26 protein-coding genes and 1 tRNA gene are annotated in these 26,839 nt (G+C 41.2%); 8 read left to right on the top strand and 19 right to left on the bottom strand.

Translation table 11 applies throughout. The features are described 5' to 3' along the window. The first annotated feature begins 14 nt into the window (after window positions 1-14). The 3 genes from AN944_RS18835 to AN944_RS18825 are packed head-to-tail and all read left to right on the top strand — an operon-like array spanning window position 15 to window position 3,940. On the top strand, window positions 15-3,320 hold the full coding sequence (locus AN944_RS18835; protein WP_055026189.1) for an efflux RND transporter permease subunit: 3,306 nt from the start codon (window positions 15-17) through the stop codon (window positions 3,318-3,320). Window positions 3,321-3,330: 10 nt separating this feature from the next. Then, window positions 3,331-3,549, top strand: a complete 219-nt coding sequence (locus tag AN944_RS18830; protein WP_055026188.1) for a DUF2892 domain-containing protein — start codon at window positions 3,331-3,333, stop codon at window positions 3,547-3,549. 10 nt (window positions 3,550-3,559) lie between these two features. Further along, the gene (locus AN944_RS18825) at window positions 3,560-3,940 is read left to right on the top strand and encodes a rhodanese-like domain-containing protein (protein ID WP_225442080.1); all 381 of its coding nucleotides are present in this window, start codon (window positions 3,560-3,562) and stop codon (window positions 3,938-3,940) included. Between the two features lie 109 nt (window positions 3,941-4,049). Here the strand turns inward: AN944_RS18825 and AN944_RS18820 are convergent, their stop codons facing one another. The 5 genes from AN944_RS18820 to AN944_RS18800 form a co-directional block, all read right to left on the bottom strand. Further along, window positions 4,050-4,514, bottom strand: a complete 465-nt coding sequence (locus AN944_RS18820; protein WP_055026186.1) for a GNAT family N-acetyltransferase — start codon at window positions 4,512-4,514, stop codon at window positions 4,050-4,052. A gap of 68 nt (window positions 4,515-4,582) precedes the next feature. Further along, on the bottom strand, window positions 4,583-5,158 hold the full coding sequence (locus tag AN944_RS18815; protein ID WP_144430227.1) for a CBS domain-containing protein: 576 nt from the start codon (window positions 5,156-5,158) through the stop codon (window positions 4,583-4,585). A gap of 300 nt (window positions 5,159-5,458) precedes the next feature. Further along, window positions 5,459-5,995, bottom strand: coding sequence for a YaeQ family protein (locus AN944_RS18810; protein WP_055026185.1), 537 nt, complete (start codon window positions 5,993-5,995; stop codon window positions 5,459-5,461). A gap of 142 nt (window positions 5,996-6,137) precedes the next feature. Next, window positions 6,138-7,058: a bifunctional precorrin-2 dehydrogenase/sirohydrochlorin ferrochelatase gene (locus AN944_RS18805; RefSeq protein WP_055026184.1), complete on the bottom strand. Its 921-nt coding sequence runs from the start codon at window positions 7,056-7,058 to the stop codon at window positions 6,138-6,140. A 122-nt stretch (window positions 7,059-7,180) separates the two neighbouring features. Beyond that, complete coding sequence (locus tag AN944_RS18800) at window positions 7,181-7,498, bottom strand: DUF2007 domain-containing protein (RefSeq protein ID WP_055026183.1); 318 nt, start codon at window positions 7,496-7,498, stop codon at window positions 7,181-7,183. A gap of 144 nt (window positions 7,499-7,642) precedes the next feature. Between AN944_RS18800 and AN944_RS18795 the strand changes: the two genes are divergently transcribed. Both AN944_RS18795 and AN944_RS18790 read left to right on the top strand, forming a co-directional pair. Beyond that, window positions 7,643-8,041 (top strand): DUF3224 domain-containing protein, encoded by a 399-nt coding sequence (locus AN944_RS18795; RefSeq protein ID WP_055026182.1) that lies wholly within the window; start codon window positions 7,643-7,645, stop codon window positions 8,039-8,041. Then, complete coding sequence (locus AN944_RS18790) at window positions 8,038-8,274, top strand: hypothetical protein (protein ID WP_055026181.1); 237 nt, start codon at window positions 8,038-8,040, stop codon at window positions 8,272-8,274. The genes AN944_RS18795 and AN944_RS18790 overlap by 4 nt, the downstream gene beginning before the upstream one ends. Window positions 8,275-8,389: 115 nt before the next feature. Here AN944_RS18790 and secF read toward each other — a convergent pair whose 3' ends face one another. The 6 genes from secF to AN944_RS18760 form a co-directional block, all read right to left on the bottom strand. Continuing rightward, a complete protein-coding gene (secF, locus tag AN944_RS18785; protein ID WP_055026180.1) occupies window positions 8,390-9,337 on the bottom strand; it encodes a protein translocase subunit SecF in 948 nt (315 codons plus the stop codon). 14 nt (window positions 9,338-9,351) lie between these two features. After that, window positions 9,352-11,202: a protein translocase subunit SecD gene (gene secD, locus AN944_RS18780; protein ID WP_055026179.1), complete on the bottom strand. Its 1,851-nt coding sequence runs from the start codon at window positions 11,200-11,202 to the stop codon at window positions 9,352-9,354. A 17-nt stretch (window positions 11,203-11,219) separates the two neighbouring features. After that, a complete protein-coding gene (gene yajC, locus AN944_RS18775; RefSeq protein ID WP_055026178.1) occupies window positions 11,220-11,552 on the bottom strand; it encodes a preprotein translocase subunit YajC in 333 nt (110 codons plus the stop codon). A 31-nt stretch (window positions 11,553-11,583) separates the two neighbouring features. Further along, complete coding sequence (gene tgt, locus AN944_RS18770) at window positions 11,584-12,717, bottom strand: tRNA guanosine(34) transglycosylase Tgt (RefSeq protein ID WP_055026177.1); 1,134 nt, start codon at window positions 12,715-12,717, stop codon at window positions 11,584-11,586. A 144-nt stretch (window positions 12,718-12,861) separates the two neighbouring features. Further along, complete coding sequence (gene queA, locus AN944_RS18765) at window positions 12,862-13,902, bottom strand: tRNA preQ1(34) S-adenosylmethionine ribosyltransferase-isomerase QueA (RefSeq protein WP_055026176.1); 1,041 nt, start codon at window positions 13,900-13,902, stop codon at window positions 12,862-12,864. Window positions 13,903-14,103: 201 nt separating this feature from the next. Beyond that, window positions 14,104-14,307 carry a hypothetical protein gene (locus tag AN944_RS18760; protein WP_144430226.1) on the bottom strand — a complete coding sequence of 68 codons (204 nt, stop codon included), beginning with the start codon at window positions 14,305-14,307 and terminating at the stop codon, window positions 14,104-14,106. Between the two features lie 184 nt (window positions 14,308-14,491). Here AN944_RS18760 and AN944_RS18755 point away from each other — a divergent pair, with 184 nt between their 5' ends. Beyond that, a complete protein-coding gene (locus tag AN944_RS18755) occupies window positions 14,492-15,088 on the top strand; it encodes an ACP phosphodiesterase (protein ID WP_055026174.1) in 597 nt (198 codons plus the stop codon). A 116-nt stretch (window positions 15,089-15,204) separates the two neighbouring features. Then, window positions 15,205-15,864, top strand: a complete 660-nt coding sequence (locus AN944_RS18750; RefSeq protein ID WP_055026173.1) for an RluA family pseudouridine synthase — start codon at window positions 15,205-15,207, stop codon at window positions 15,862-15,864. A gap of 95 nt (window positions 15,865-15,959) precedes the next feature. Here the strand turns inward: AN944_RS18750 and sstT are convergent, their stop codons facing one another. From sstT to AN944_RS18715, 7 genes are all read right to left on the bottom strand, one after another. Further along, on the bottom strand, window positions 15,960-17,183 hold the full coding sequence (sstT, locus tag AN944_RS18745) for a serine/threonine transporter SstT (RefSeq protein ID WP_055026172.1): 1,224 nt from the start codon (window positions 17,181-17,183) through the stop codon (window positions 15,960-15,962). 215 nt (window positions 17,184-17,398) lie between these two features. After that, window positions 17,399-18,277: a chemotaxis protein CheV gene (locus AN944_RS18740; RefSeq protein ID WP_055026171.1), complete on the bottom strand. Its 879-nt coding sequence runs from the start codon at window positions 18,275-18,277 to the stop codon at window positions 17,399-17,401. Between the two features lie 193 nt (window positions 18,278-18,470). Continuing rightward, window positions 18,471-19,988 carry a phospholipase D family protein gene (locus AN944_RS18735; RefSeq protein WP_082420060.1) on the bottom strand — a complete coding sequence of 506 codons (1,518 nt, stop codon included), beginning with the start codon at window positions 19,986-19,988 and terminating at the stop codon, window positions 18,471-18,473. A 103-nt stretch (window positions 19,989-20,091) separates the two neighbouring features. Next, window positions 20,092-20,562, bottom strand: a complete 471-nt coding sequence (locus AN944_RS18730) for a dual specificity protein phosphatase family protein (protein ID WP_055026170.1) — start codon at window positions 20,560-20,562, stop codon at window positions 20,092-20,094. Between the two features lie 96 nt (window positions 20,563-20,658). After that, a complete protein-coding gene (locus AN944_RS18725) occupies window positions 20,659-21,978 on the bottom strand; it encodes a DEAD/DEAH box helicase (RefSeq protein WP_055026169.1) in 1,320 nt (439 codons plus the stop codon). A gap of 301 nt (window positions 21,979-22,279) precedes the next feature. Continuing rightward, entirely contained in the window at window positions 22,280-22,804 is a 525-nt protein-coding gene (locus tag AN944_RS18720; RefSeq protein ID WP_082420059.1) for a methylated-DNA--[protein]-cysteine S-methyltransferase, read from the bottom strand. Further along, window positions 22,794-24,383, bottom strand: coding sequence for a DNA-3-methyladenine glycosylase 2 family protein (locus AN944_RS18715; protein ID WP_200913384.1), 1,590 nt, complete (start codon window positions 24,381-24,383; stop codon window positions 22,794-22,796). Before AN944_RS18715 ends, AN944_RS18720 begins: the two co-directional genes overlap by 11 nt. Window positions 24,384-24,562: 179 nt before the next feature. Here AN944_RS18715 and AN944_RS18710 point away from each other — a divergent pair, with 179 nt between their 5' ends. Further along, complete coding sequence (locus tag AN944_RS18710; protein ID WP_055026168.1) at window positions 24,563-26,392, top strand: ABC transporter ATP-binding protein; 1,830 nt, start codon at window positions 24,563-24,565, stop codon at window positions 26,390-26,392. A 272-nt stretch (window positions 26,393-26,664) separates the two neighbouring features. Here the strand turns inward: AN944_RS18710 and AN944_RS18705 are convergent. Beyond that, window positions 26,665-26,740, bottom strand: a tRNA-Val gene (locus tag AN944_RS18705). Window positions 26,741-26,839 lie beyond the last annotated feature (99 nt).

The following is a 26,839-nucleotide window of genomic DNA, read 5'->3' as shown; positions in this document are numbered from 1 at the left end:
GCCAGGAAGTAGTTATGACCAAATCACAGACTCTTGGTATTTCTGGAAAAATCGCTCAGGCTTTTCAGTCAAGCGCGATGACCCCATTAATTGCATTACTGGCAATATTACTGGGCTTATTCGCTATTGTTGTCACACCAAAAGAAGAAGAACCGCAGATTGATGTGACCTTTGCTGATGTCTACATTCCTTACCAAGGTGCCACTCCAGATGAAGTAGCAAGGCAAGTCACCTTACCGGCTGAAAAAATCATCTCTGAATTAAAAGGCATCGATACCCTTTACTCTTTTTCAATGAATGATGGCGCATTAATTATCGCTGTATTTGATGTCGGAGTACCTAGAGATCACGCTATTGTCAATTTATACAACCAGCTCCAATCAAACCAAGATAAGTTCAATCAAGCGGCAGGAATTGGTTCACCATTGATTAAACCGCGTGGAATCGATGATGTTCCGATTGTCGGATTAACGTTATGGTCGAAAGATGAAAATGTAACACCAGAATCTCTTACCATTGTGGCAACTGAGCTTGAAAATGAATTTAAGCGCATTAAAGGCACACGCGAAATTTACTCAATGGGCCGCCAAGAGCTAGCAGTCAATGTCAGGCTTGATCCCATTAAAATGAATCATTATGGCATTAGTTTTTCCCAGTTAAGGCAAGTTATTACCAGCAATAATTATATTTCATCGCCAAGTGACTTAACCCAAAATAATCAACTTATTAAAGTACAAACGGGGCAGTTTTTACAAAGTGCTGATGATGTTAGAAATTTAGTCATTAAGGTGGCTAATCAAGAAGAGCATCAAAGCCCAGTGTATTTATCTGACATTGCCGAGGTTAACTTAGCAACTGATATTGCAACTCAACATGTCCTGCATCTAGATAAGTCAGGTGTTTACCCTGCAGTAACTATCGCTATCGGTAAACAAACTGGCGAGAATGCCGTCGATATAACCGCTCAAGTTCTTGAACGTTTGAATAAAGTCGACAACCTGCTGATACCAAATAATGTCGAAGTCACGGTTTCAAGAAATTACGGAGAAACTGCAGGTAATAAAGCCAATACTCTGATACTGAAGTTAGTCTTTGCTACCTTAGCGGTTGTCATATTGGTGCTGATAACAATGGGAAGGCGTGAAGCAATGGTTGTCGGCATTGCTATTATTATCACCTTAGCCATGACCTTATTTGCTTCTTGGGCATGGGGGTTCACCCTCAATCGAATCTCGCTTTTTGCTTTAATTTTTTCTATCGGAATATTGGTCGATGACGCCATTGTCGTTGTTGAAAATATTCACCGTCATATGGCGTTAGGCAATAAAGACTTCAAAAACCTTATCCCTTTAGCTGTCGATGAGGTTGGCGGTCCGACGATTCTAGCAACGTTTACCGTAATAGCGGCACTTATGCCAATGGCATTTGTTTCTGGCCTTATGGGGCCTTATATGAGCCCTATTCCGATAAATTCCAGTATGGGGATGCTTATTTCGTTAGTCGTTGCATTTGTTGTAACCCCTTGGCTGAGTTTAAAGCTATTGAGGCATGGAGCAAACCATCGCCAAAATCTGAGTGAAAACCTTAGCCCAAATAACAGTCATTCAGAGCCGAATAACCTTATTTCAGAACAGCCTGTGGCGAACAAGTTTGCAGACCAGCAGCCGTTATCCACTAAAGGTAGTCAATTACAGCGTCTATTTACCTGGCTGATGACACCGTTTTTAATCGGCGAAAAAGCAAGGTTAGCCCGCTTAGGACTCACTGGTGCCATCATCTTTTTAATTGCTATAGCGGTTGCATTACCTGTTGGACAAGCAGTCATTTTGAAAATGCTGCCATTTGATAATAAATCAGAGTTTCAAGTCTTAGTCGATATGCCTGAAGGGACGCCTGTGGAACAAACACAGCGAGTACTAAAAGCATTGGGTGATCACTTGCTCACAGTTGATGAAGTCGACCACCTTCAGCTTTACGCTGGTACGCATGCACCAATTAACTTTAACGGCCTTGTAAGGCATTACTTTATGCGCCAAAGCCAAGAGTTAGGTGATATTCAAGTCAACTTGGTCGATAAAGCTCATCGAACCCGAGATAGCCACCAAATTGCCACAGCCGTTCGCAGCCAATTACAACACATTGGTGCCCCTTACCAAGCCAATATCAAAATTGTTGAAGTCCCTCCAGGTCCACCAGTTTGGTCACCAATACTGGCTGAGGTTTACGCCCCCACAACCGCACTGCGTGAACAAACAGCCAACAAGCTTAAACAGCGATTTGAACAAACTGAGCATGTGGTCGATGTGGATATTTACCTTCCTGCTCAAGCATCTCAATGGCGAGTGTATATTGACAGAAGTAAGGCGCAATTAATGGGATTACAGTATCAAGATATTGTAACCACCCTTACGAGTGCAATAGAAGGTGAACATGTTAGTTACATTCGAAACCAAGACTTTCAGGTGCCCGTTCCCATTAAGCTGCAAGCTTCTGAGCAAGCTAAAATTAATTTACAACAGCTTCTTCAATTAACACTTAACAATAGTCACGGAGAACCTGTTCGCCTTAATGACGTAGTTAAGGTCGAGCACGGTAATATCAATACCCCTATTATCCATAAAAACATGCTGCCAATGATCATGGTCGTGGCTGATATGGCAGGCCCAACAGACAGCCCGCTATATGGCATGTTCTCTATGTATGCCGATATTGAAAAAGACAATCTAAGTGGCGTGAATCCTTTCCCTGTACAGCAACATTTGATCAATCAACCAGATGGATTAGACACCATAGCCATTTTGTGGGATGGCGAGTGGAAGATTACCTATGAAACCTTCAGAGACATGGGAATTGCCTATGCCATTGGCATGATTGCAATCTATTTGCTTGTTGTAGGACATTTTAAATCTTACTTAGTGCCTTTGGTCATCATGGCACCTATTCCACTAACCATCATAGGTGTTATGCCAGGGCATGCGCTGCTTGGTGCTCACTTCACAGCCCCATCGATGATAGGCATGATTGCACTTGCAGGCATTATTGTCCGTAACTCAATCCTATTGGTGGACTTTATCAAACTAGAAACGGCTAAAGGTGTACCACTTGAGCAAGCGGTTATTCAATCTGGTGCGGTCAGAGCAAAACCGATTATGCTCACCGCTTTTGCTGCGATGATTGGGGCTTTATTCATTATTGATGACCCCATTTTTAATGGATTAGCTATTAGCTTAATTTTTGGCATTTTTATATCCAGTTTGCTCACCCTGATTGTTATTCCGATTTTGTATTACAGCGTAATGAAAAATCGACCATCAAACTAAGGAGATAAGCATGTCTTTGGAACGCATAATTATGGCTTTTGCAGGCTTTATGGTATTGCTATCAATGGCGTTAACAGCTTGGGTAAATCATAATTTTATCTGGCTAACGGTATTTGTAGGCGCTAATCTATTACAAAGTGCTTTTACTGGTTTTTGCCCTGCAGCAATATTATTTAAAAAACTCGGCGCTAAGCCTGCTGCAGAGTTGGCAATGACCGACAAACCATAGAGGATTCATTGTGCAACAACACCCTACACGCTTTTTAAATCAAGTCGCTTTACTCCTATTCGCTGGCTTAGCACTGGTGCTGTCGACAGTATCTATTGCTGATGAAATGCCTCCAGCGGTCGCTTGGGATAAAATTAATAATGGCGCCATGATCATTGACGTGCGTACAGAGCAAGAGTTTGCAGCTGGTCATTTAGATGGAGCGATTAACATTCCTTTTGAATTGGTACTAAAGCAATTAACCAAACAAAAGCTTGATAAAGATACGGCGATTGTATTGTATTGCAGAAGTGGAAGAAGAAGCGGTATTGCCAATAACGACCTTGTGGAAGCAGGTTTTACCCAAACCTATAATGGCGGGGGCTTTGAACAGCTTATCGCACATCAGTAAAATAATAATATGGCCACAACAAAAAAGCCTCACTAAGAGGCTTTTTTTGTTTTGGGTTAATGATGAGTATACAGGCTGCTTCATAAGACAGTTTCATCACAGCGCTTCATCACAAGAGCGCTTTCGTCATAGGTAAGCAAGTTAATTCAATGCCTCTAGGCGAGTAAAAAATAGCCTCTCGCTGTCCTTCAAAACCGCAAGCACGATAAAAGTCGACAGCGTTGAGTGACGCATCCAAAGATAATTTTTTGCATTGTGCTTTGCGTGCTTGTAATTCAAGGTACTGAATCATCTGTTTTCCAAACCCTTGACCAATATACTCTGGCCGCACAAACATAGCATCGACCATACCTGTGGTCAGGTTTATCATCCCCACACCCACAATATTGTCATTCATAATGGATACATAGCCATTAGCGGCAAAGTCTGTCACAAAGTGTGCGGGAAGACTGCCTTCGGTCCACTTTTGCAAAGTCTCATCCTCATAGTGGCCTTTACATTGAGCTAAAATCGCAAGATTACGAATTTCAAATGCAACGGCAGCATCATCCTTGGTCGCTTTTCTAATGTGCATAAATCATTTATTTAGAGGGCTTTATAATACGATATTATTTTTGCTCATTAAAAACAATACGTTGCTGATTAACTGGCAAGTTTAACTTTTTCAATGCTATCGAATATTTCCATAAAGCTTGGGTTTTGATTTACATCGATAGGAAGCTTGAGCTTTCTGACAATGTCATTTGCAGAAATAAGCCCTCTAATCACATTCAACTTATTATCAACCACCAAACAATGTTGATGTTGAGAGCGTTTCAGCGTCTCGATCACATCACTGATCCTCGCATTAAGAAGATCTTCATAATGGATAGCTTTAAGCGCACTTTTGGGCAACATAAAGTCAGAAAGTAATAATTGCTCGCGTGGGAAGCCTTGAGCCACATGTTTTTGCATTTCTTGACTGTGGAGCATTTGTAAACTTACTAAGCCCATAAAGTACCCTCTTTCATCGATAACAATTTTAAGCCTCACATGGGACTGCTTCATTAAGTGTTCAACATCTACTGCAGCAGTGTTTAACTTAATAACCAATGGTTTGAGTAATTTAAAATCGGTAAATACAGAGGTTGCTGCGGAAAATAAATTAATATGTTCTGAGACTTCTGGTTGGGCAAGAAGATCGATTTTATCGACCCCATGTAATGATAACGTCTTCATCGTCACTTCCTTAATAGACTGAACTAATACAAATTCCAATTCGTTATCGAGTCTTTTAGGTTGTTTCAATGTAAGTTGCCCTGAATCAGGTGATATAGATATGGTTGCAATATGCCTTTAATCAGTTAGTTAACGCTATCACAGTTATCATTAAACAATCACTTACTTCGATTGGTAGGCCATCGATTAATAATCCGAACTAACCTAGATTAAGATAAATCTAGGTTATTATTAAATCGGTGCTCGTCGTTTTACAAAGACTTGGTAACCTACAAATTATAGTCCAAATTTGCTGCGATATTATTTAAGCCGTTGTGGCAGGATCATCAGACTATTACTGTCATCAGATAGCCAAATTTCGCCATCACTGATACTGACTTGTAACTTCATATTGCGATTGACAAAAACTGCCATCGCTTTAACGGCTTCTTCGTCAATATTAAACACTGACAGATTTTTATAACGTTGTAATGCTTGCTCATTTTGCTGCCACCAAATCGGTACGCTGCGGCCAGCATAAGTAATTAACTGAACCTGTTTTGAGCGGCCACAAGCTTTACGCAGCCACTTTTCATCAGCCTGGCCAAACTCAATCCACAGGTTAATTTCATCAGATAAACTTTTTTCCCATAACTCAGGTTCATCATCAACACACAAACCTTTACTGAATTGAAGCGAGTCCGACGCATTCATAATAAAAGCCAAAATACGTACCATCATTCTGCTTTCAGTTTCAGAAGGGTGTTGTGCAATCGTCAACTGGTGGTCAGCATAATAATGTCTGTCCATATCAGCAATTTGAAGAGCGGCTTTATAAACGGTAGCTTTGGGCGCCATGGGGATTCCAATAAAATAAAAAAACCGAGTTTATACTGTTTAACTTCAGTATGAAACTCGGCTTGAACTTATCTCTGACTCGATCACCTAGCGTATTAACATGGTCAGTTATCATCAGCGCTAAATAATTGGCAAGTTGTGATTAAAGAGCGCCTGGTTGCAGGTGTTTTGCCATAGGAAAATGTGCCTTTAATTTGTTTAACATACTGTCGTCGACCACCAGTAATACTTTATCACCATGATTATACTGTTCAGCTAATTGGCTTAAACTGGGAATGATTTCTCGACTTGCGTCTCGACGAACAAGCTCGTTAATTGTATTTGTCGACTCGTCTCGCTCTGCTTCGGTATAAAAAATGTCAATTTTTTGCAGTAATGGCATGGCCGCTATAGGCAGCAAATTGGCATCATCATGTTTATTGAACAGTAGAATTTCACCTTGATGAGATATTTGAGAAAACGCTTCTTGATAGTGACTTTCGGTGACGGTGTCATACCTGTCATTATTTTGCTGAAAAAAACGTTCCCAAAACAAGCGCCTCTCTTTACCTGATGTAATTCGCTGCTGTACTTCTACCCGCTTTGAGGCAACAAAATCAAATAAAGGGTTCAATGATTGCGGCAACATAGTTTCAAGGCGAGAGCGAATGGTACGAGCAAATACAGGAGCAGCCCCAGCAGTACTAATAGCAACGACTAATCGGCCTCTGTCGACAATCGATGGGGTGATAAAACGGCAATAGCTTGGATTATCAACAACATTTACCCAAATGCCTTTTTCACGGGCAATAACGGCATAATCCATATTCAGCTGCGCATTAGCTGTAGCCATGTAAAGTAAATCATAACCTGTCATATCATCCGTATTGACACTTCGCTGAAATAATGAAATTCGACCTCGCTTTTGATAGGCCTTGACCTCATCAGCAATTTCAGGGGCAATAACGTCAATATGGGCTTCGGTGCGTGAGAGTAAATCTAATTTACGAGTAGCGACTTCACCAGCGCCAACCACTAACACTTTTAATTCTTTTGTATCCACAAACAATGGAAAGTATTGCATTTATCACTCTCAAAGAAATCACAATGACTGAAAACAGTCGTGAACAATATCACTCACTATCCCATTAACTGACTCGGTTGTCCTAGTCAATTTTGCTATCAAGAATAATGATTGATTATAGATTAATTATGAGGAGTACTTTGTGGGGAGCTGCATTGCCAGCATAATTCAAAACTGCCCTCATTCATTTCATGGCATTGTAAGCATTGCCATTGTGGACGTTCCATATCATGGGACTCTAATAAGTTACGGGCTTTTTCAACTTGATGCTGATTCACCCATAAATCGACAGTTTGCATTTCAGTTGGTAACTCACCAACACCACCGACAAGCGCTTCACCCGTGAGTTCAACCATAATGCCATGGGTCTCGAGTAAGCCTTTCCACGTATGGGCTTGAAGTAAGTTTCCACCGGTGAGTAATACTTTTCTATCTTCCATTATTATTCCTACAGCTATTGCTCTGCTGGCAAATTTTTAATCATCCTACTTGTAAATGGTTCTTAATGTCGAGCATTGATTAAACTTTATACTCAATATATGCTCAACAAGGTACTTAAAGGAGTGCACTCAAAGGAGATTGGTATGACACTTCATATATCAGGCATTTTTCAAATAACTAGTTGGGATGAAACCACTGATATTCAGCACCCAGATGGAGCAAAGCAAACATCAGCCAGTATAACCCAAATGTATTCTGGTGATCTTGAGGGCGTCAGTCAGCCCAAGTACATTATGTGTTATACAACCGATGCCCAAGCGGTATTTTGTGGCTATGAAAATGTCGAAGTCACTATCAACGGCAAGTCTGGTAGTTTCGTGTTGCAGCATAACGGTAAGTTTAAGCAAGGCGTCGCAATCAGTAGTTTTATCATCGTGCCGAATTCAGGACAAGGAGAGCTAGCGAATATTGACGGCAAAGGCAGCTTTACCTCTGGTGAAAAGGGGCAAGCTAACTACCAAATGGAAATAACCTCACTGTGATACCTTTCAATATCAGTCGATTGCACACAGTAGCCGGAATTGTGCAATTAAACGGACATTGGGTGCCAAACTCAGATTACGAACAAAAGACTGCCTTACACATAAATCGTTTATCACAACTTTCAACAGACGGTTGGGTAGAACTTGATATCAACCACAACGGCAACATAAAATTCATTCAACAGCTACAGCCGTTTGTCGTGCAGCACTTAGTAGCGCAACAGCAGTGCTAATTGAGCGCTAGTTACAGAACATAATGGCAAACAGCAACACACTTTAGCCATCAAAAACCTTAATTTATATACAAAAAAGCCACTCAATAGAGTGGCTTTTTTAGATTAATACCGTTTACGGCATCATTGAAGGTTGGTCAGCACCTTCTTTTTCAATCTCAACAGGCATCATGTGCTCACGACAGATACCCAGTTTAATTGCAAGGTAACTTGCCACATAGATTGAAGAATATGTACCAACGAAAATACCGCATAATAACGCTGTCGCAAATCCGTGGATCATACTACCGCCCTTTAGGAACAAGGCGATGACAACAACCAGCGTAGTACCTGTTGTGATAATGGTACGGCTCATTGTTTGGGTAATAGACGTATTTACCACTTCATTTGGTCCGCCTTTACGCATCTTAAGGAAGTTCTCACGGATACGGTCATAAACAACAATAGTATCGTTTAATGAGTATCCAACAACGGTCAATAAGCCAGCTAGAACTGTCAAATCAAACTCAAGTTGTAAAATTGAGAAAATACCTAATGTTACGATAACGTCATGGGCAAGTGCGGCTACAGAGCCCATTGCCAAACGCCATTCGAAACGGAAAGATACATAAATAAGAATACAGATTAATGCTACGATAACCGCAAGGCCACCCTGCTCTGCAAGCTCTTTACCCACTTGTGGACCAACAAACTCAACTCGCTTTTGAATAACGCCAGCATCGATAGTTTGTGCGCCATCCATTACAGCTGCAACTTGAACTTCACTTTTCAGATCCTCAAGTACAGGTAAACGGATTAACACATCTCGGCTTGAACCAAAGTTTTGAACCACGGCACCACTTGCGGCATCAGTTTCGTACTGAGCGCGAAGTTCAAGTAGATCAACAGGTTTCGAAAACTCAAGTTCTACGACAGTTCCGCCAGTAAAATCAAGTCCCCAGTTAATCCCTTTTACACCTAAAGAGGTTAAAGAGGCGATAACCAAAAACATTGAAAAAATACTGATGACTTTCGCATGCTTTAGGAAGTCGATCATTTTGGTAACTGAAAATATTTGTAACATGGTCAACTCCTCCCTTAGATAGATAGTTTCTTAACGCGTTTACCACCCCACATGAGATTCACAATTACGCGAGTTCCCACAATAGAAGTAAACATAGACGTTGCGATACCAATCATTAGAGTTACAGCGAAACCTTTTACAGCACCCGTACCCACAGCAAACAAAATCAAGGCTGTCATAAAGGTGGTAATGTTCGCATCAGCAATAGTAGAAAATGCGTTACCGTAACCTTCATGAATCGCTTGTTGCACACTACGGCCTGCCAGTAATTCTTCACGAATACGTTCGAAAATAAGGACGTTACCATCAACCGCCATACCGACAGTCAGTACCATACCAGCAATACCAGGAAGCGTTAGTACCGCTCCAGGAATCATTGACATCACACCAACAACCATCACTAAGTTAGCAGTAAGCGCTAAGTTAGCAATAACACCAAATGCACGGTAATAAACCAGCATGAAGATAAGTACGATTGCCATACCCCAAATCATTGCCATTTTACCGTTTTCGATGTTTTCAGCACCTAGACTTGGACCAATTGTACGTTCTTCAACAATCGTCACAGGCGCAATCAAGGCACCGGCACGTAACAATAATGCCAGGCTTTGTGCTTCGGCATGATCAAGACCATTAATCACAAAGTTACGACCAAGACGCGCCTGAATCGTAGCAACAGAAATGACTTCTTCAATCTTAGTCATTTTTACCGTGCCGTCAGGATTACGTTGCCCGCTATCTTTATATTCAATGAACAACGTTGCCATTGGCTTGCCAATGTTATCTTTGGTCACGTTAGAGAAAATATTACCGCCTTTCGCATCTAAGTTAATAGACACTTGAGGACGACTGTATTCATCAAAAGAAGGTTGTGCACCGGTAATATGATCACCCGTTAACATGACTTCTTTTTTCAATACAGCAATACCGCCAGAGCGACGAGGGTATACTTCAGAAGAGGCTGGTACTCGACCATTTGCAGCTGCTGCTTGATCCGCATTTTCGTCAACCATACGAAATTCAATCGATGCTGTTGCACCAAGAATTTCTTTTGCACGAGCAGTATCTTGAACACCAGGAAGCTGCACAATGATGCGCTCAGCACCTTGACGCTGTACCACGGGCTCAGCTACACCTAGCTCATTAACACGGTTACGGATAGTCGTAATGTTTTGCTGAAGAGCTTCTTCCTTAATTTGCTTAAGGTATACATCACTCATATTTGCGTGAAGCATATAGTTTTCACCAACACTGTTGTCGGTAAATACCATGTCGTTACTTAATGATTTTAAGTAGCGCTCAGCTTTTGCCAAGTTATCAGCATCACGGAACTTAATTTCCAATCCTTTTGCTGTTTTTCTGACACCAGCATAACGAATCTTTTGCTCACGTAATTGACTTCTAAAGTCAGCAATTTTGGCTTCTTCCATCTTGCGGATGGCTTCCCCCATGTCCACTTCCATTAAGAAGTGAACACCGCCACGTAAATCTAGACCTAGCTTCATTGGCGTTCCGCCAACAGCTTCAAGCCACTCTGGAGTAGCAGGCGCTAGATTTAACGCAACGGTATATTTATCACCTAAACTTTCAGCAATGGCTTCTCTTGCTAACAATTGCTGTTCAGCATTTTGAACACGGACAATTAATTGCCCGTCTTCGAGCTCAGCGCGCTTAACCGCAATGCCTTTACTCTCAAGTAATCCATTTACTGACGATAGTGTTGAAGCCGTGACTTCCGCGCCACGAGTCGCTACGACTTGTACCGCATGGTCCTCACCAAAAAGGTTTGGAATTGCATAGAAACCACCAATGGTGATGACAAGCAACACCATGATGTTTTTCCACATTGGGTATTTATTTAACACACCTGAGCCCTCTTGGCTTACAACGACTGGATAGAGCCTTTAGGCAATACCGCTGCAACATAATCCTTTTTAATAGTGATTTGGCTAGTTTCATTAATGCTTAATAAAACGTAATCACTGTCGTCACTGATTTTAGCAATCTTGCCTAAAATGCCGCCGCTTGTTAGCACTTCATCACCCTTACTTAATGCTGACATTAAGTTTTTGTGCTCTTTAACACGCTTAGACTGAGGACGGAAAATCATGAAGTAGAAGATCAAGCCAAAAACTACTAGCATGAAAATCAGTTCCATAGTGCCGCCACCTTGTGGAGTGCCTGCTGCGTTTGCGTATGCATTTGAAATAAACATATTACTCTCTTCTTGTTTTCTAAATTAAAAATCAGTCTTTTAACTCTGGTACAGGTGGAACTTCACGACCTAACTTGGTGTAGAAATCTGTCACGAAGGCGTCTAATGTACCCGTCTGAATAGCACCACGCAAACCTTCCATCAAAATTTGATAGTAACGTAGGTTGTGAATGGTGTTTAAACGAGCACCTAGAATCTCATTGCAGCGATCTAAGTGATACAGGTAAGCACGTGAGTAGTTCTTACAAGTATAACAATCACAGCTTTCATCTAATGGCGATGTATCATCACGATGGCGAGCGTTACGAATTTTAATCACGCCTTCTGATGTAAATAAATGGCCATTACGGGCATTACGTGTAGGCATTACACAATCGAACATATCAACGCCACGACGTACGCCTTCAACTAAATCTTCAGGTTTACCTACGCCCATTAAATAACGAGGTTTATCTTGTGGTAACTGAGGACATACATGCTCAAGGATGCGGTGCATATCTTCTTTAGGCTCACCAACGGCTAACCCACCGACAGCATAACCATCAAAGCCAATGTCAGTTAGCCCTTTAACGCTTTCATCACGTAAATCTTCGTAAACGCCACCTTGAACGATGCCGAACAGCGAATTAGGATTTTCTAAGCGATTAAACTCGTCACGTGAACGTTGCGCCCAGCGCAAAGACATTTGCATCGATTTACGCGCTTCATCATGTGTTGCAGGGTAAGGAGTACATTCATCAAAAATCATCACAACATCACTGCCTAATGAGTTTTGAATTTGCATCGACTTTTCTGGATCTAAAAAAATCTTCTCACCATTAATTGGTGAACGAAAGTGCACGCCTTCTTCGGTGATTTTACGAATATCACCCAAACTGAATACTTGGAACCCACCCGAGTCGGTTAAAATAGGACGTTGCCAATTCATAAAGTCATGTAAATCACCATGCTTACGCATGATTTCTTCACCAGGACGTAGCCACAAATGGAACGTGTTGCCCAATAGAATATCAGCACCCGTTGCACGGACTTCTTCTGGTGTCATACCCTTTACAGTACCGTAAGTACCAACTGGCATAAATGCTGGGGTTTCAACCGTACCACGTTCAAAAACTAAACGACCGCGACGTGCGCGTCCGTCTGTTGTATCAAGTTCAAAATTCATATTTCACCTTGCCAGATAAACAGTCTGACTCGTTGTTGTTGCATAAGACATGAGGGCATTAGCGATAACTTCAAGGTTAAAGCTAAAATTAACCCAAAAAAATACCCACCTCTGTGGGCGGGTATTTTAGATCAAAATCAAACGTTACGGGGCTTTTTTAGTTAAAAACATGGCATCGCCATAGCTAAAAAAGCGGTATTTTTGTTCGATCGCGTGTTGATAGGCATTCATCACATTGTCAAAACCCGAAAATGCACTAATTAACATAATCAACGTCGACTCGGGCAAATGGAAATTGGTCACCATTGCGTCAATCACTTTAAATTCGTAACCAGGGAAAATGAAGATATCCGTATCGCCTCTGAACGCGGCAAGAGGAGCCTCCCCACTTGCTTTAGCTGCGCTTTCAAGTGAACGAACCGAAGTGGTTCCTACGGCAATCACGCGATTACCCGCAGCTTTGGTTTCAGCGATTAAATCGACAACTTCTTGCGAGACTTCAGCCCACTCAGAATGCATCACGTGCTCGTCAATCGTATCAACTCGAACAGGTTGAAAGGTGCCAGCACCGACATGCAAAGTAACAAAAGCAATGTTAACCCCTTTATCTTTTAACGCCGCAAGCATGGCATCATCAAAATGCAAGCCTGCTGTTGGCGCTGCGACTGCACCTGGGGTTTGATTATAAACCGTTTGATAGCGCTCTTTGTCTGCATCTTCATCAGGGCGGTCGATGTATGGCGGAAGCGGCATGTGGCCCACTTCTTCTAACACTTCTAAGATTGTTTTATCAGCGTCTAATTCAAGTTCGAATAATGCGTCATGACGCTTGAGCATTGTCATTTCATAACCGCCATCTAAGATAACGATTGAATCAACTTTTGGGGATTTTGAGCAACGCACATGGGCTAAAATACGCTTATCATCCAACATTCTTTCGACAAGTATTTCTAACTTTCCACCTGACGCTTTTTGGCCAAACAAACGTGCAGGAATAACGCGAGTGTTATTAAACACCATTAAATCGCCACGATTAACCTTTGATAATACGTCAGTAAATTGCTGATCCTCTAATGCACCGCTATTTCCATCAAGCGTTAGTAATCTTGATGCATTACGTTCTGCCATTGGGTAACGAGCAATAAGTTCATCAGGTAAATCAAAAGAAAAGTCAGCAACGCGCATATCTATACTCTATTCAAAGGACAATAAAAACGGGCGCTAGTCTAGGACTACCAGCCGTTAATATCAAGTTTATCGCAATAAATAGTGCTTGAAGATTACACAGTAAATCCGATGCCCGAATATTAATCATCGGCTAGAGTGAAAAGCGAGTAACAGCCAAAGCTGTTAATACAATGAAGTCTACTATCTATGAGTGAATCGTTATTTGGAATTAGGTGATTTAAATTGACTCACATTACTGTCTAAATCAGGGATACCGGAATGGGTTTTAATTGAATCGTTTTCTTCGGCAAGCGCTTGGGGTTCAGGGCGAAAGGATTGCTTTTCAAAGCGGAGATCAATTTCGATTTTTGTGCGTTTACGATTAGGTTGCTGTCCCAATACTGACATTATCCAGTTTTTCATCATCCGTGATCCTTAAACCGATTATTTATTATGTCGCAACGTCCCTTAGAAATAATAGCAATGACATTTGAGTAGAAATCTATATGATTGATTCTAGACTTATAAAAAATGCTAATTGATGGTTAATTTCTGTCTGCGTGGTTTAGCATCATACTGAAAAACTCAAAAATTAAAAGTACAAAATATGAACTTTCTTGCACACCTACATCTAGCCGATATTAGTGATACTCATTTGGCAGCCAATCTCGCTGGTGACTTTGCAAAAGGCGATATAAAACACTTCCCAAAACATCTTCAGCAAGGAATTTGGCTACATAGACAAATTGATAAAATTACCGATAGCCATGAAATAATTGTGGATTTAATTAAATTGTTCCCTAAATCCTCTAAAAGAGTTGCTCCCATCCTTATCGATTTAGCATTTGATCATTACTTGGCTTTTTATTGGGAAGAATACCATCAAGACTCACTTGCCGATTTTACTAAGAAGGCATATCACAGTTTAGACACCACAGAAGAGCTGCCTGAAAAGCTGCAACTTATTGCTCCTAGCATTATCGAACAAGACTGGTTATCCGCCTATAAAACTAAACAAGGGATGAATAAAGCCATCGAAGGGGTTAGCCGACGTATATCAAAGCCAGAACTCTTTAAAACGGCCATTAAAGATGTCGATAAGTTGTATGTTGATATTGAAATCGCATTTAGAACCTTCTACCCGCAGTTAATGGCATACAGCCGTATTTACAGCCGAAAAACACCAGAACAATACCTGCCATAAATACTCACCTCACCTCTAAGTTGCAATTATTACCCACATGCTGTGTGTTTAAGCGTTACTGCACAGCTAAAAGTTTGCTAAAATAGCCGATTATTCTTGTAAACCGATGCCACTTAATGCAAATTTTTGATTACCAACCTCCTAGTATCCCTTGGCTTGATATTCGCTACAAAGACCGCGATATCATTGTGATTAATAAGCCTGCTGGGTTACTTGCTAATCCGGGTAAAGCACTAGCAACCCACGATTGTGCTATCACACGTGTTCAAAAGCTGTTCCCCGAGGCTATTTTAGTACACCGCTTAGACTGCGATACTTCAGGCATTATGGTGTTTGCACGTAATAAAAAAGCTGAATCTCATTTAAAAACCCAATTCCAAGACCGTAAAACCAAGAAGGTCTACATCGCTGAGGTGAAAGGACGAATTGAAAATGATTCAGGTACGGTCGATTTAGCATTAGCTGCAGACAAAAGTAATCCGCCATTTCAGGTTGTTTCAGAAACTGGCAAGGCCGCAATTACCCATTACGAAGTCATTGAAAGGCATCCAGAACATACCCTAGTTAAATTAATACCGGAAACGGGCAGAACACACCAGCTGCGTGTTCATATGCTTGCACTCAACCACGTGATCCTTGGTGATGCGTTTTATGCCGATGAACAGACTATCGCACTAAGGGATAGGTTAAGTTTACATGCGCAAATGCTAACTATAACTCATCCATATACCCAAAAGCAGCGCACCTTTTTCAGTAAGCACCCTTTTAGCGACTAAGTATATTCTTAGATGTACTAACTAAGCTGTAGAAAAACTGTAAACTCAAAAAAAAACCGCTCATACGAGCGGTTTTTTAATGCTTACAATAAGCTTTAGCTGTTTTCTTTTGCTTCAGCAGCTTCACATGCCGCAGCAGTGAATACCACGTCAGTAGAACTATTAAGCGCGGTTTCAGCTGAGTCTTGAACCACACCAATAATGAAGCCCACTGCAACCACTTGCATTGCAACGTCGTTCGAGATACCGAATAAACCACATGCTAATGGGATCAGTAACAATGAACCACCTGCAACACCTGAAGCGCCACATGCAGAAACTGCCGCGACTACACTCAATAACACAGCAGTTAGAAAGTCTACTTGAATACCTAAGGTATTTGCAGCAGCTAACGTCAGCACTGTAATCGTGATTGCCGCACCGCCCATGTTAATGGTTGCACCTAACGGAATTGATACTGAATAAGTGTCTTTATGAAGCTTTAACTCTTCACATAAGGCCATGTTGACAGGAATGTTTGCCGCACTTGAACGAGTAAAGAATGCCGTCACACCACTTTCGCGTAAACACTTTAATACTAATGGGTAAGGATTACGGCGAATTTTCAGGTACACAATAATTGGGTTAACAACTAATGCAATAAACAACATCGCGCCAACGAGTACGGCTAATAACTGTGCGTAACCTGCTAATGCATCAAATCCCGTTTCTGCGATAGTGCCTGAGACTAAACCAAAAATACCAATTGGGGCGAAACGAATAACAAAGCGAACAATCTTAGTCACACCGTCACTTAAATCCGACACGACTTTTTTAGTTGATTCACTAGCATGATGTAACGTGATCCCCAGACCCACTGCCCATGCCAAAATACCAATGTAGTTGCCTGTTAATAATGCATTGACTGGATTATCAACAATTTTAAATAACAATGTATTTAATACTTCGGCAATGCCTTGTGGCGGGTTAGAACCTTCAACACCGCCAGCCAACAGTAACGTTGTTGGAAATGCAAAACTAAATGCCACAGCCGTTAATGCCGCCGCTAAAGTACCGACTAAATATAAGCCAATAATAGGGCGCATATTAGTTTGGGTATTTTTCTTTTGATTTGCTATCGATGAAGCAACGAGAATAAAGACTAAAATAGGTGCAACCGCTTTCAGTGCTTCAACAAACAAACTTCCTAAAAAAGAAACTTGTGTGGCTGCTGAAGTTGAGAAAGTAGCTAAAATAACACCCAGAATAATACCGGCGAGAATTTGTAGCACTAAGCTACCGCTAGCGACCCGCGCTAACAGAGATGGATTTTGATTCATTGCTTGACCTATGATTATTATATTTATGGCTTTTAGTAAGCTCTAATATTTGTGCGGCTTTTAATAAGCTCTGATAGGTATATATCGGATGAATTGGCTAAAGTCTAGTCTAGAGAAGAAATGATGCGCTAATATTACTCGCTATTACCAAACAAACCACATTTAGCCAACATGTGACTAATTATGATGCAGTGGGTTAAATCATTTAAAAATTGTTATTTCGCCCCTCGTAGCATGGCTTCAATTAATTCATGGGCATCAAATTTGGTTAAGGCTTCGTTGGCGCCAACTTGATGTGCCTGACTCACACTTATCTCACTCGATAATGACGTGTGTAAAATGATATAGGCATCAGCCAAATCAGGATTGTTTTTAACTTCAAATGCCAACTCGTATCCATCAAGCCCCGGCATTTCAATGTCACTAACTAAGATATTAATTGGTTTTTGTTGGTTGGCCGCTTCTTGCATAATGGTCAATGCATCATGACCATCAGCGGTAACGTCATAAGCAATGTTGATTGAATCAAGGGCATCAGATAATTGCTTTCTAGCGACTTTTGAGTCATCGACAAGCAAAATCCGCATTGGCTTTAATCGCTCACGCTGAACATCGGTGAGCATTGCGCGACTTGTTGCTGGATCTTGTGGGAATAGTTTTGCCATAAGCAACTCAACATCCAGCAACTGCACTAGCTTATCATCCACTCGAGTTACCCCAGTTAAAAAAGCGGAATGACCTAAATTAGCCGCTGGTGCTTCAATATCACGCCAATTACATTCAATGATCTTATCAATGCCACGAACCAGAAAACCAATCACCATACGCTGACAATCAGTAATAATCACATAACACTTTTCTTGTTCTGATTTAGCGATCGGTTTAAATCCAATTGCACCTGCCATATCAATAATGGCAATGGTTTTACCACGCACAGTTAATGTGCCAAGAATATAAGGATGAGACTGAGGGATTTTCGATAACGCGCTAAAAGGCACTATTTCACGAATTTTTAAAGTACCGAGGGCAAACTGCTGCATTTGGGTTAAATGAAAAAGGAGTAACCCTTGTGACTGGCCTGCTTTGCTCTTCATAAACCATCCAATAACAACTGTGCTAAGTTTACAGCAACACTAACATAATCATTCGCAGGTAGCTGATACAAAAACGGGTGCTCATGAACAAGTATTCTGCTAAAAACAGTAACACTCAGCACCATGTCGAATTGAGTTAATCACAACCTAAATGGCATAGCAAATCACAGCTTAGATTAATGATTGAGAAAAGTTAAAGTTGTGACTCTATTGGCAACAATGATAAAAAATCTGCCATAAACTTACGCCAAAAACCCGCACCAGGCTCAGCATAAATCACTTTATCATTGAGGTTATCAAGCCAGACTAAGTCACCTTCTTCAATACTGAGTTCGTAAGCTTTTTCATCTGCAGTAATGGCTATCCCATTTAATATATCTTGAGCGAATTGCGCGTTCTCGATAACTAAGCCCATTTCTGTATTAATTAAGGCCGAACGAGGGTCGAAATTAAACGAACCGACAAAAATTATCTCTTCATCTATGACAAAGGTTTTAGCATGTAAGCTGGTTTTACTGCTCCCTTTCCAGCTCGATTTTTTCTCAGTTGCATCGCCTCGAACTTCATAAATTTTAACGCCACCTTCTACTAATTTTTGACGATATTGTTGATAACCAGCATGAACAGCAAGGACATCGGTCGCGGCAAGGCTATTGGTGACAATGGTAATTTTTTTACCTTCTTTGACCGCACTAATTAGTCCATTTGTGGCTTCATCACCAGGAACAAAGTAAGGCGATACTATTAACAACTTATGCTGAGTTTGATTAAAAAAGAAAGCTAAATCATCAAGTAAAATGCCATCTTCACGGCCTTGTTCAAGCTTATTTGGCGGATCGAACACCACATGAGCTTCTCCCCAATACCAATCTAACGTTTTATTTTTAAGCCTCTCAATCAAGCTACTGTTTTCAAGGCGTTTGACGTACTCACCTTGGGTTAATGTGGCTTCAAACTCTGCAGCCTTTACCTTTAGCATCTCAAGATCAGAATTAAGCTCATTTGCATCAGCAAGCTGCTGAATGCTTTGTACCTGTTCAGAGTTCCAATAAATATCGAACTGATTTGAGACTTCATCAACAGCTTCGCCTACAGCCAGCACATCTAAGTCACCAAACTCAACATTTTCATTGGCGGAAAAGTATTCACCACCAATATTTCGACCACCAACAATGGTTACGAGGTTATCAATGGTCAATGATTTGTTATGCATTCGATGGTTCATGCGGCCAAAATCACTTAAGAATGCTAAACCACGATACTGACGTTCGTATGAGGGATTAAATAACCTGATAGAAATATTAGGGTGATTTGCAACAGCCAATAACCCATCGTCATGGTTAGCAGTCGTCAGATCATCAAGAAGGATACGAACTCGAACTCCACGCTCAGCTGCATTATATAAAAACAAGGTAAGTATTTTCCCTGTTTCATCATTTCGATAAATGTAATATTGCAGATCAATACTCTTTTGCGCGCTATCTATCATCGCCAGCCTGGCGATAAAGGCATCAATACCATCTGATAAAGCTTTTATGCCTGTTAAGTTTGGCTTTTTCTGAGAGTTTATATAGTTAGCGAGGGATGTATCGGTAGGCGGGTTAAACTTATACTGCTTTTCAAGTGGGGCAAAATCGACCTTGGAGGCACAGCCGGACACAATAAAAGCAAACACATAGCAAAGCAGTAATATGTATTTATTTTTAAGCATCAAGTTTCCCTTTCTCGATTATTTTATATTCGATTTATAACACTTCGAATAACAGCAGTTTATTGTTGAGAGCTATATTAACGTCAACTAGCCCTCACTTAATTTAATCTTGCAGCGCGTATAGCACATCAAACACCAGTTGGTCCCAGCCTTCAGCGCTAAATGCAATATCACGAACACTGCGAACTTGGCTGACGGCATGAACTGGCGCTGCGCCATTATCCATTAAATAATATGCCATCATTATCCCAGTTCTGTCTTTACCTGAGCGACAATGGATCATCACGGCGACATTGTCAGCTTCACATTGCCTGATAAACGCTAGCGCTTTTCTCGCTTGGCTAACACAAATAGCCACATCTCCCTCTTGTGGAGGGATGTTGCGTGAAAAAGGAGTGCACAAATAGCGTAAACCTTGTTTCTCAATCTCATCAGTATCAACATTATCCCCGTTATTGACCGATAAAACTGCGCCCACTCCGGCGGCTTTTAATTCTGCTAAATCCCATTCATCCTTATTAGGGCCACTACGACCGGCAATCACGCCGTCAACTAACCAAAATAACTGCTTCATATTTAATGGTTGCTCTTATTACATAGGTAGGATGTAAAACCCTGACAGCCTCATTGAACAGATGCATCACGCATTCTGCCCATTAAGTCGCCAGTATTATTGTTTATCTTTTGCAGCTGAATGCCAAATATCAACATTCACTGGTGCTTTGTTTTTTTTCTTCTTTTTGCCTGTTCCTGCAGGTTTTGCCATAGGCTTAGTAACGTCTTCATCTTCAGGCGCCTCTTCGTCAGGTTCAAATCCAACAAAGGTTTCACGTTCTAAACGAATTTTGTTTTTCTTTTCAATCACACTAAAGTGATGGAAGTCAGCGTGTGCAATTAACGAAATGGCCAAGCCGACTTCACCAGCACGACCACTTCGGCCAATGCGATGCATGTAATCAGCAGGGCTTCGAGGTAAATCAAAATTAATGACCACTGGAAGTTTTTCGATATCGAGTCCACGAGCGGCAATATCGGTAGCAATTAACACTTCAATATCGCCCGCTTTAAACCCATCAAGAACTCGATTACGTGCACCTTGGCCTTTATCCCCGTGGAACACTTCTGCAGTAATCCCCCGCTTAGAGAGTTTTTCAGCTAAGTGTTTACAACTGTTTTTAGCATTAACGAAAATCAGTGCTTGGCGCCATTGATTTTGTTTAATCAATTCGGCCAGTAATGCGGTTTTCTTTTCACGGTTTACGGCAAAAACACGCTGAACTAACGTGCTTGCGTCGGCGCTTTGTAATTGAATTTCTACTGGCGTGGTGAGCAAGCTATCTGTAAGGGTGCGCACTTCTTCAGGGAACGTTGCCGAAAACAATAACGTTTGTTTTTTATGAGGCATTAAGGCTAACAGAGCGGCTAACTCTTCAGTAAAGCCTAGACTCAGCATTCTATCTGCTTCATCAAGCACTAAGGTATCAACTTTATCGAGCTTGATAGCATTACTAGAAATCAAATCTAGCAATCGCCCAGGTGTTGCAACTAATACATCAGTGCCGCCACGCAATGACAGCATTTGAGTATTGGCTGATACGCCACCAAAAACTGCGGTTGATTTAATAGCACCATTAAAATACACAGCATAAGATTTAACGCTATCAGCGACTTGCTTAGCAAGCTCACGAGTAGGAACTAGTACTAATGCAGAAACAAAGTTGCCTTTGTCTTTTTTCGCCGTTTGTTGTGCTTGATGAATTTTTTGCAGAATGGGTAATACAAATGTGGCCGTTTTACCTGAGCCAGTGTTGGCACCCGCTAATAAATCTTTTCCTGCAATCACACTTGGAATAGCTTGCGCCTGGATCGGTGTTGGCGTTTTATATTCCATTTCCTTTAGACGATTGGTAATGGGTGCAATTAGGCCAAGTTCGGCAAAGTTGGCTGCACTGTTGTGTGAAGCTTCAGGAGAATGATTAGCTGATGTCATTAAATTAGGGTGCTCAAATATAAATATAAATCGAATAAAACAGTAAGGTTTATTTTAGCTTATTTGAGCCGGTTAAGTTAGCGATATTGCGCAACCTATGAGTAATTAATAACCTTAATCGGTATTAGAGAAAGGTATTTCCCATCAAAAAGCCAAACACCCAATTTAAACTCATATGCAAACAGTCTTGAGCGATAACAGTGTACCAGTATCATCGGTGGTCAATTAAGCGGTTAAACGGCCACCAGTTCATCATTCGAAAAGTTTGACTGAATACCAATAGTTTAGCCCTAATTGAGAGCTAACGACTTTCAAGATTTAATAAAAATTGCTTCATCTCAAGTCCATAAGCATAACCAGTTAAGGTACCATTCTTACCGATAACTCGATGACAGGGCACGATAATAGCTATTGGGTTTGCCCCATTTGCAGCGCCAACAGCACGCACCGCTCTAGGGCGCTCAATTTTATTGGCAATATCACCATAACTGCAGACTTTGCCAAATGGTAAATCAACTAGCGCTTGCCAAACCTGTTGTTGAAACTCTGTCCCCTTGGCAGCAAGTGGCACATCAAAGTGAACTCTTTGGCCTGAAAAATACTCTTCGAGCTCGTGAATAGCTTGTTCAATCCATTGTTTAGCTTGGCTAATGTCTGCGCCAGTCGCTGCTTTTATTTCAGAGGATAATGAATAATTTGCGGCAGGTGAGTCTTTACCAATCACTTGCAAATGCGTTAAACCTGCCACTGAAGCTTGTAGCTTTAAATCGCCAACAGGACTTTTAAAAATAGATTGATGCAAGGGGGGTAACATATTAATTTTCATTTTGGCTCCACAATTGAAACGTGAGATAACTGCCCCATGGGCTAACTTGCTTAGCGAGGTTGTTAACGAATCTTTGATACAACTTAGGGGTAAACTCAGCCTTATTTGCTATCGCAAACGGCTTGTTATCAGGCAAGTCATTTAAGGCAAGCAAGAGGGCTTTAATTCGATTTTTAATCACTAAGTCTCCGCCCAGAAACACATCAGGGTTACTCTCTCCTCGCATTTGAGCATAAGCAATAGTCCAAGGACCTATGCCTTTTATATCTATCCATTTACTAGGGCAAGCAAATGGATTTTTAGCAACAAAGTCACCAAGGCCATTTAGCGCACGTTTTCGAGATTCAGGCATTTTAAATTCATCTAAACTCGCTGCAGCGATGGACTCAGCGGTAGGAAAAAACTGCACTTCCCTACCTCCAACTCGCTTAACGGCACCATAATTTTTAACGAGTATATTGAGAAGTTTACTGGCTTGAATCACACTAACTTGCTGCCCAAGTACCGCGCGACACCCCGCCTCAAATACTGAAGCAGTACCTGGAATTCTCAAGCCTTGTTTCACCTTCATCCCTAAGTTCTGCAGCGGCTCAAATGATTGTTCAATCACGTCCATATCCGCGTCTAAATCTAGTCGCTGCCTGATAAATCGCACGGTTTGATGTAAATACCGGATATGTTCAGTCTGTTCAAATTCAACTGTTAACGCTAATTGATTCTTGCCTTTGACAGGAACAACTTCATAGACACCTGTCACTGTTTGCTCATTGAATGAAAAAGCAAAACTTCTCCCATAAGCATAAGTTGTTTCATTCAGCCACTCCATACTATCTACTGCACGCAATTGATAAAACGACCAAATATCCTGCCATGAATACGGTGGCCGATAATCCAACAATAACTTAATACCTTGCGAGTTAGTTTCAGCAGACTTGTTTACTTTTTGAGTTTTGCGCAGCTGTGTTGGCGTCAGTAGTAGTTGAGATTTAAACACCTCATTAAAGCGTCTTATGCTGTTGAAACCTGCCGCCATTGCGACGTCCGTTATCGATAAACTGGTTTGATGTAGTAATTGTTTCGCAAACATCAATTGCCTGTATAAGGCATATTTTTTAGGTGAAGTCCCGAGTTGTTGATTAAATAAACGTGACAAATAACGGGAGCTTATCCCTAATCTTGCTGATAATTCCGTTAAAGACTGCGCATTCTCACCAGAAAGGCTGCCACCTTCGATTAACGAAATAGCTCGCTGCAAACTAGTGCTTGTACCCTGCCATGCATTAGATTCTGGAGCACTGTCAGGTCGGCAGCGTAAACAAGGCCTCAGCCCAGCTTGAGAAGCCTTTATCGCCGAATCGAAATACACCACATTTTGCTCTTTAGGAGGAGAAGCAGGACAAATCGAACGGCAATAAATTCCTGTCGTTTTTACGCCAATGAAAAAGCGACCATCAAAGCGTGCGTCACGACTTAACCTCGCCTGTCTGCAAACATCATTCGGCAAATAACATGCAGTTGAAGGTTCTAGAACCGGTTCGAGCTCGTTATCTGGATGTGGCAGGTTGTGTGTACTAGTCATCATATATCGATAAGTCAGTGATAAAGATAACGTCACTTTACCCAATGTTTACCTTCACAACTAGCGGAAAACGGAACTGAATGCTGATTAACTTCGCACAAGGATTGTCACAATCTATTCAACACTTGCATCATAAGTTACGGTATCCTAGCAATAACTAATATTCATTCGAGTTGTTGATGTTTAAATTTTTTGAATCTTTAACGAACCCTTTGCCTCAAGAAGAGCCCACCAAAGCACCTAAAGGCGTGTACGCGTTTTGTCGCCATTACACCCGAGGGTTTGAAAAACACCTGATTATTATGTCGATGTTGACTGCCACACTCGCCATTTTAGAAGTCTCACTATTCGGGTTTATGGGTAAGTTAGTCGACTGGTTAGTCACTAAAAACCCTGAAACCCTATGGCAAGATGAAGGTAACACGTTAATTGGCATGTCTATCATTGTGCTGGTAGTGATCCCGCTACTCGTATGGTTACACGCCTCTATCGTGCATCAAACTTTATTAGGCAATTATCCGATGGCAATACGCTGGCAAGCACATCGATATCTGCTTAAGCAAAGTATTTCATTTTACCAAGATGACTTTGCAGGTCGTATTGCCACTAAAGTCATGCAAACTTCTCTCGCAGTTCGTGAAACAGTGATGAAATTACTTGATGTATTGATGTACATCTTGATTTATTTCACCTCTATGCTGGTTATGATAGCCAGTGCTGATGTCCGTTTAATGCTGCCTATGCTTGTATGGTTATTTGCTTACATCGCCATCCAATGGAAGTTAGTACCAAAATTAAAAGCAATTTCAGCCAAGCAAGCTGATGCTCGCTCGACAATGACTGGCCGTATTGTTGACAGCTATACCAACATTTCGACTGTAAAATTATTCTCTCATACGAAACAAGAAGCCGATTATGCTCAAGACAGTATGATGGGCTTTTTGCACACCGTTTATGGTCAAATGCGCCTTGTCACGATTATTAATGTGCTTGTGCAAGGGATTAATTACTTACTGGCGTTTACCATTGCTGCTGTTTCAATTTGGCTTTGGGCTGATGATGCTATTACCGTTGGTGCTATCGCTATTGCGGTAAGTTTAGCATTACGTTTAAACGGGATGTCACAGTGGATCATGTGGGAAATCAGCTCACTTTTTGAAAACATCGGTACTGTCACTGACGGAATGAACACCTTATCTAAGCCTATTGAAATTGAAGATAAGCCTGATGCCAAAGATATTTGTGTCGACAACGGCAAAATTGATTTCAATGATGTTAGCTTTAACTATGGTGAAGACTCTGGGGTGATTAACGATTTAAATCTCAATATCAAAGCGGGTGAAAAAGTCGGCTTAGTTGGCCGTTCTGGTGCCGGTAAGTCAACATTAGTTAACTTACTCATGCGATTTCATGATGTCGAAAAAGGCCATGTTGCCATCGATGACCAAAAAATTACTGATGTTACCCAAGACTCATTACGTTCAATGATAGGGATGGTCACTCAAGACACCTCTTTACTCCATCGTTCGATTAGGGAAAATATACTCTACGGCGATCCAACTGCAACTGAAGCACAGCTAGAAGCTGCGATTTCGCAAGCACAGGCTACTGACTTTATTAAGGATTTATCAGATCCATTTGGTAATACCGGCTTAGATGCACAAGTGGGTGAGCGTGGTGTGAAATTGTCTGGTGGTCAGCGTCAACGTATCGCTATAGCCCGTGTTCTACTTAAAAATGCGCCGATCCTTTTACTTGATGAAGCGACATCGGCATTAGATTCAGAGGTTGAAGCTGCGATTCAAGAAAGTTTGTATGAGTTGATGCAAGGTAAAACGGTAATTGCTATTGCTCATCGCTTATCAACTATCGCTGCAATGGACAGATTGATCGTATTAGACAAAGGCAAAATAGTTGAGCAAGGTACGCATCAAGAATTAATTAAATCGGGTGGGATCTACGCACAGCTTTGGGCACATCAAACAGGTGGGTTCTTAGGGATCGATTAAGCTTAAATTGAGTTTATAAAGTACAAAGCCGTTCAATGTAATCACTGAGCGGCTTTTTATGGCTCAACAATATGCAGAGTGGATATAGACTAGCTTTCTCGTTAAATACTCTGGTTTATTAAGATTTGCACATGCTTTGCAAAAAACGAGTAATAGGCTTTGAAAACAAAAAGTGTGAACACAATTAAATTGAATAGAACATCAAACAGAAAACAATGAACTGTTGGTGTTTAGATCAAACTTGAGAATTTAATGAGGTAAAGCAGAAGAAATGGTGGTCGATACTGGGCTCGAACCAGTGACCCCCTCCTTGTAAGGGAGGTGCTCTCCCAGCTGAGCTAATCGACCTGGGATTTCATAATGTTTTAATTCTTTACAAAAAGAATGGTGGTCGATACTGGGCTCGAACCAGTGACCCCCTCCTTGTAAGGGAGGTGCTCTCCCAGC

The organism is Shewanella sp. P1-14-1 (genome assembly GCF_001401775.1).
GTDB classification, from domain to species: Bacteria; Pseudomonadota; Gammaproteobacteria; order Enterobacterales; family Shewanellaceae; genus Shewanella; species Shewanella japonica.
This window is presented reverse-complemented; position numbering and strand designations above follow the sequence as displayed.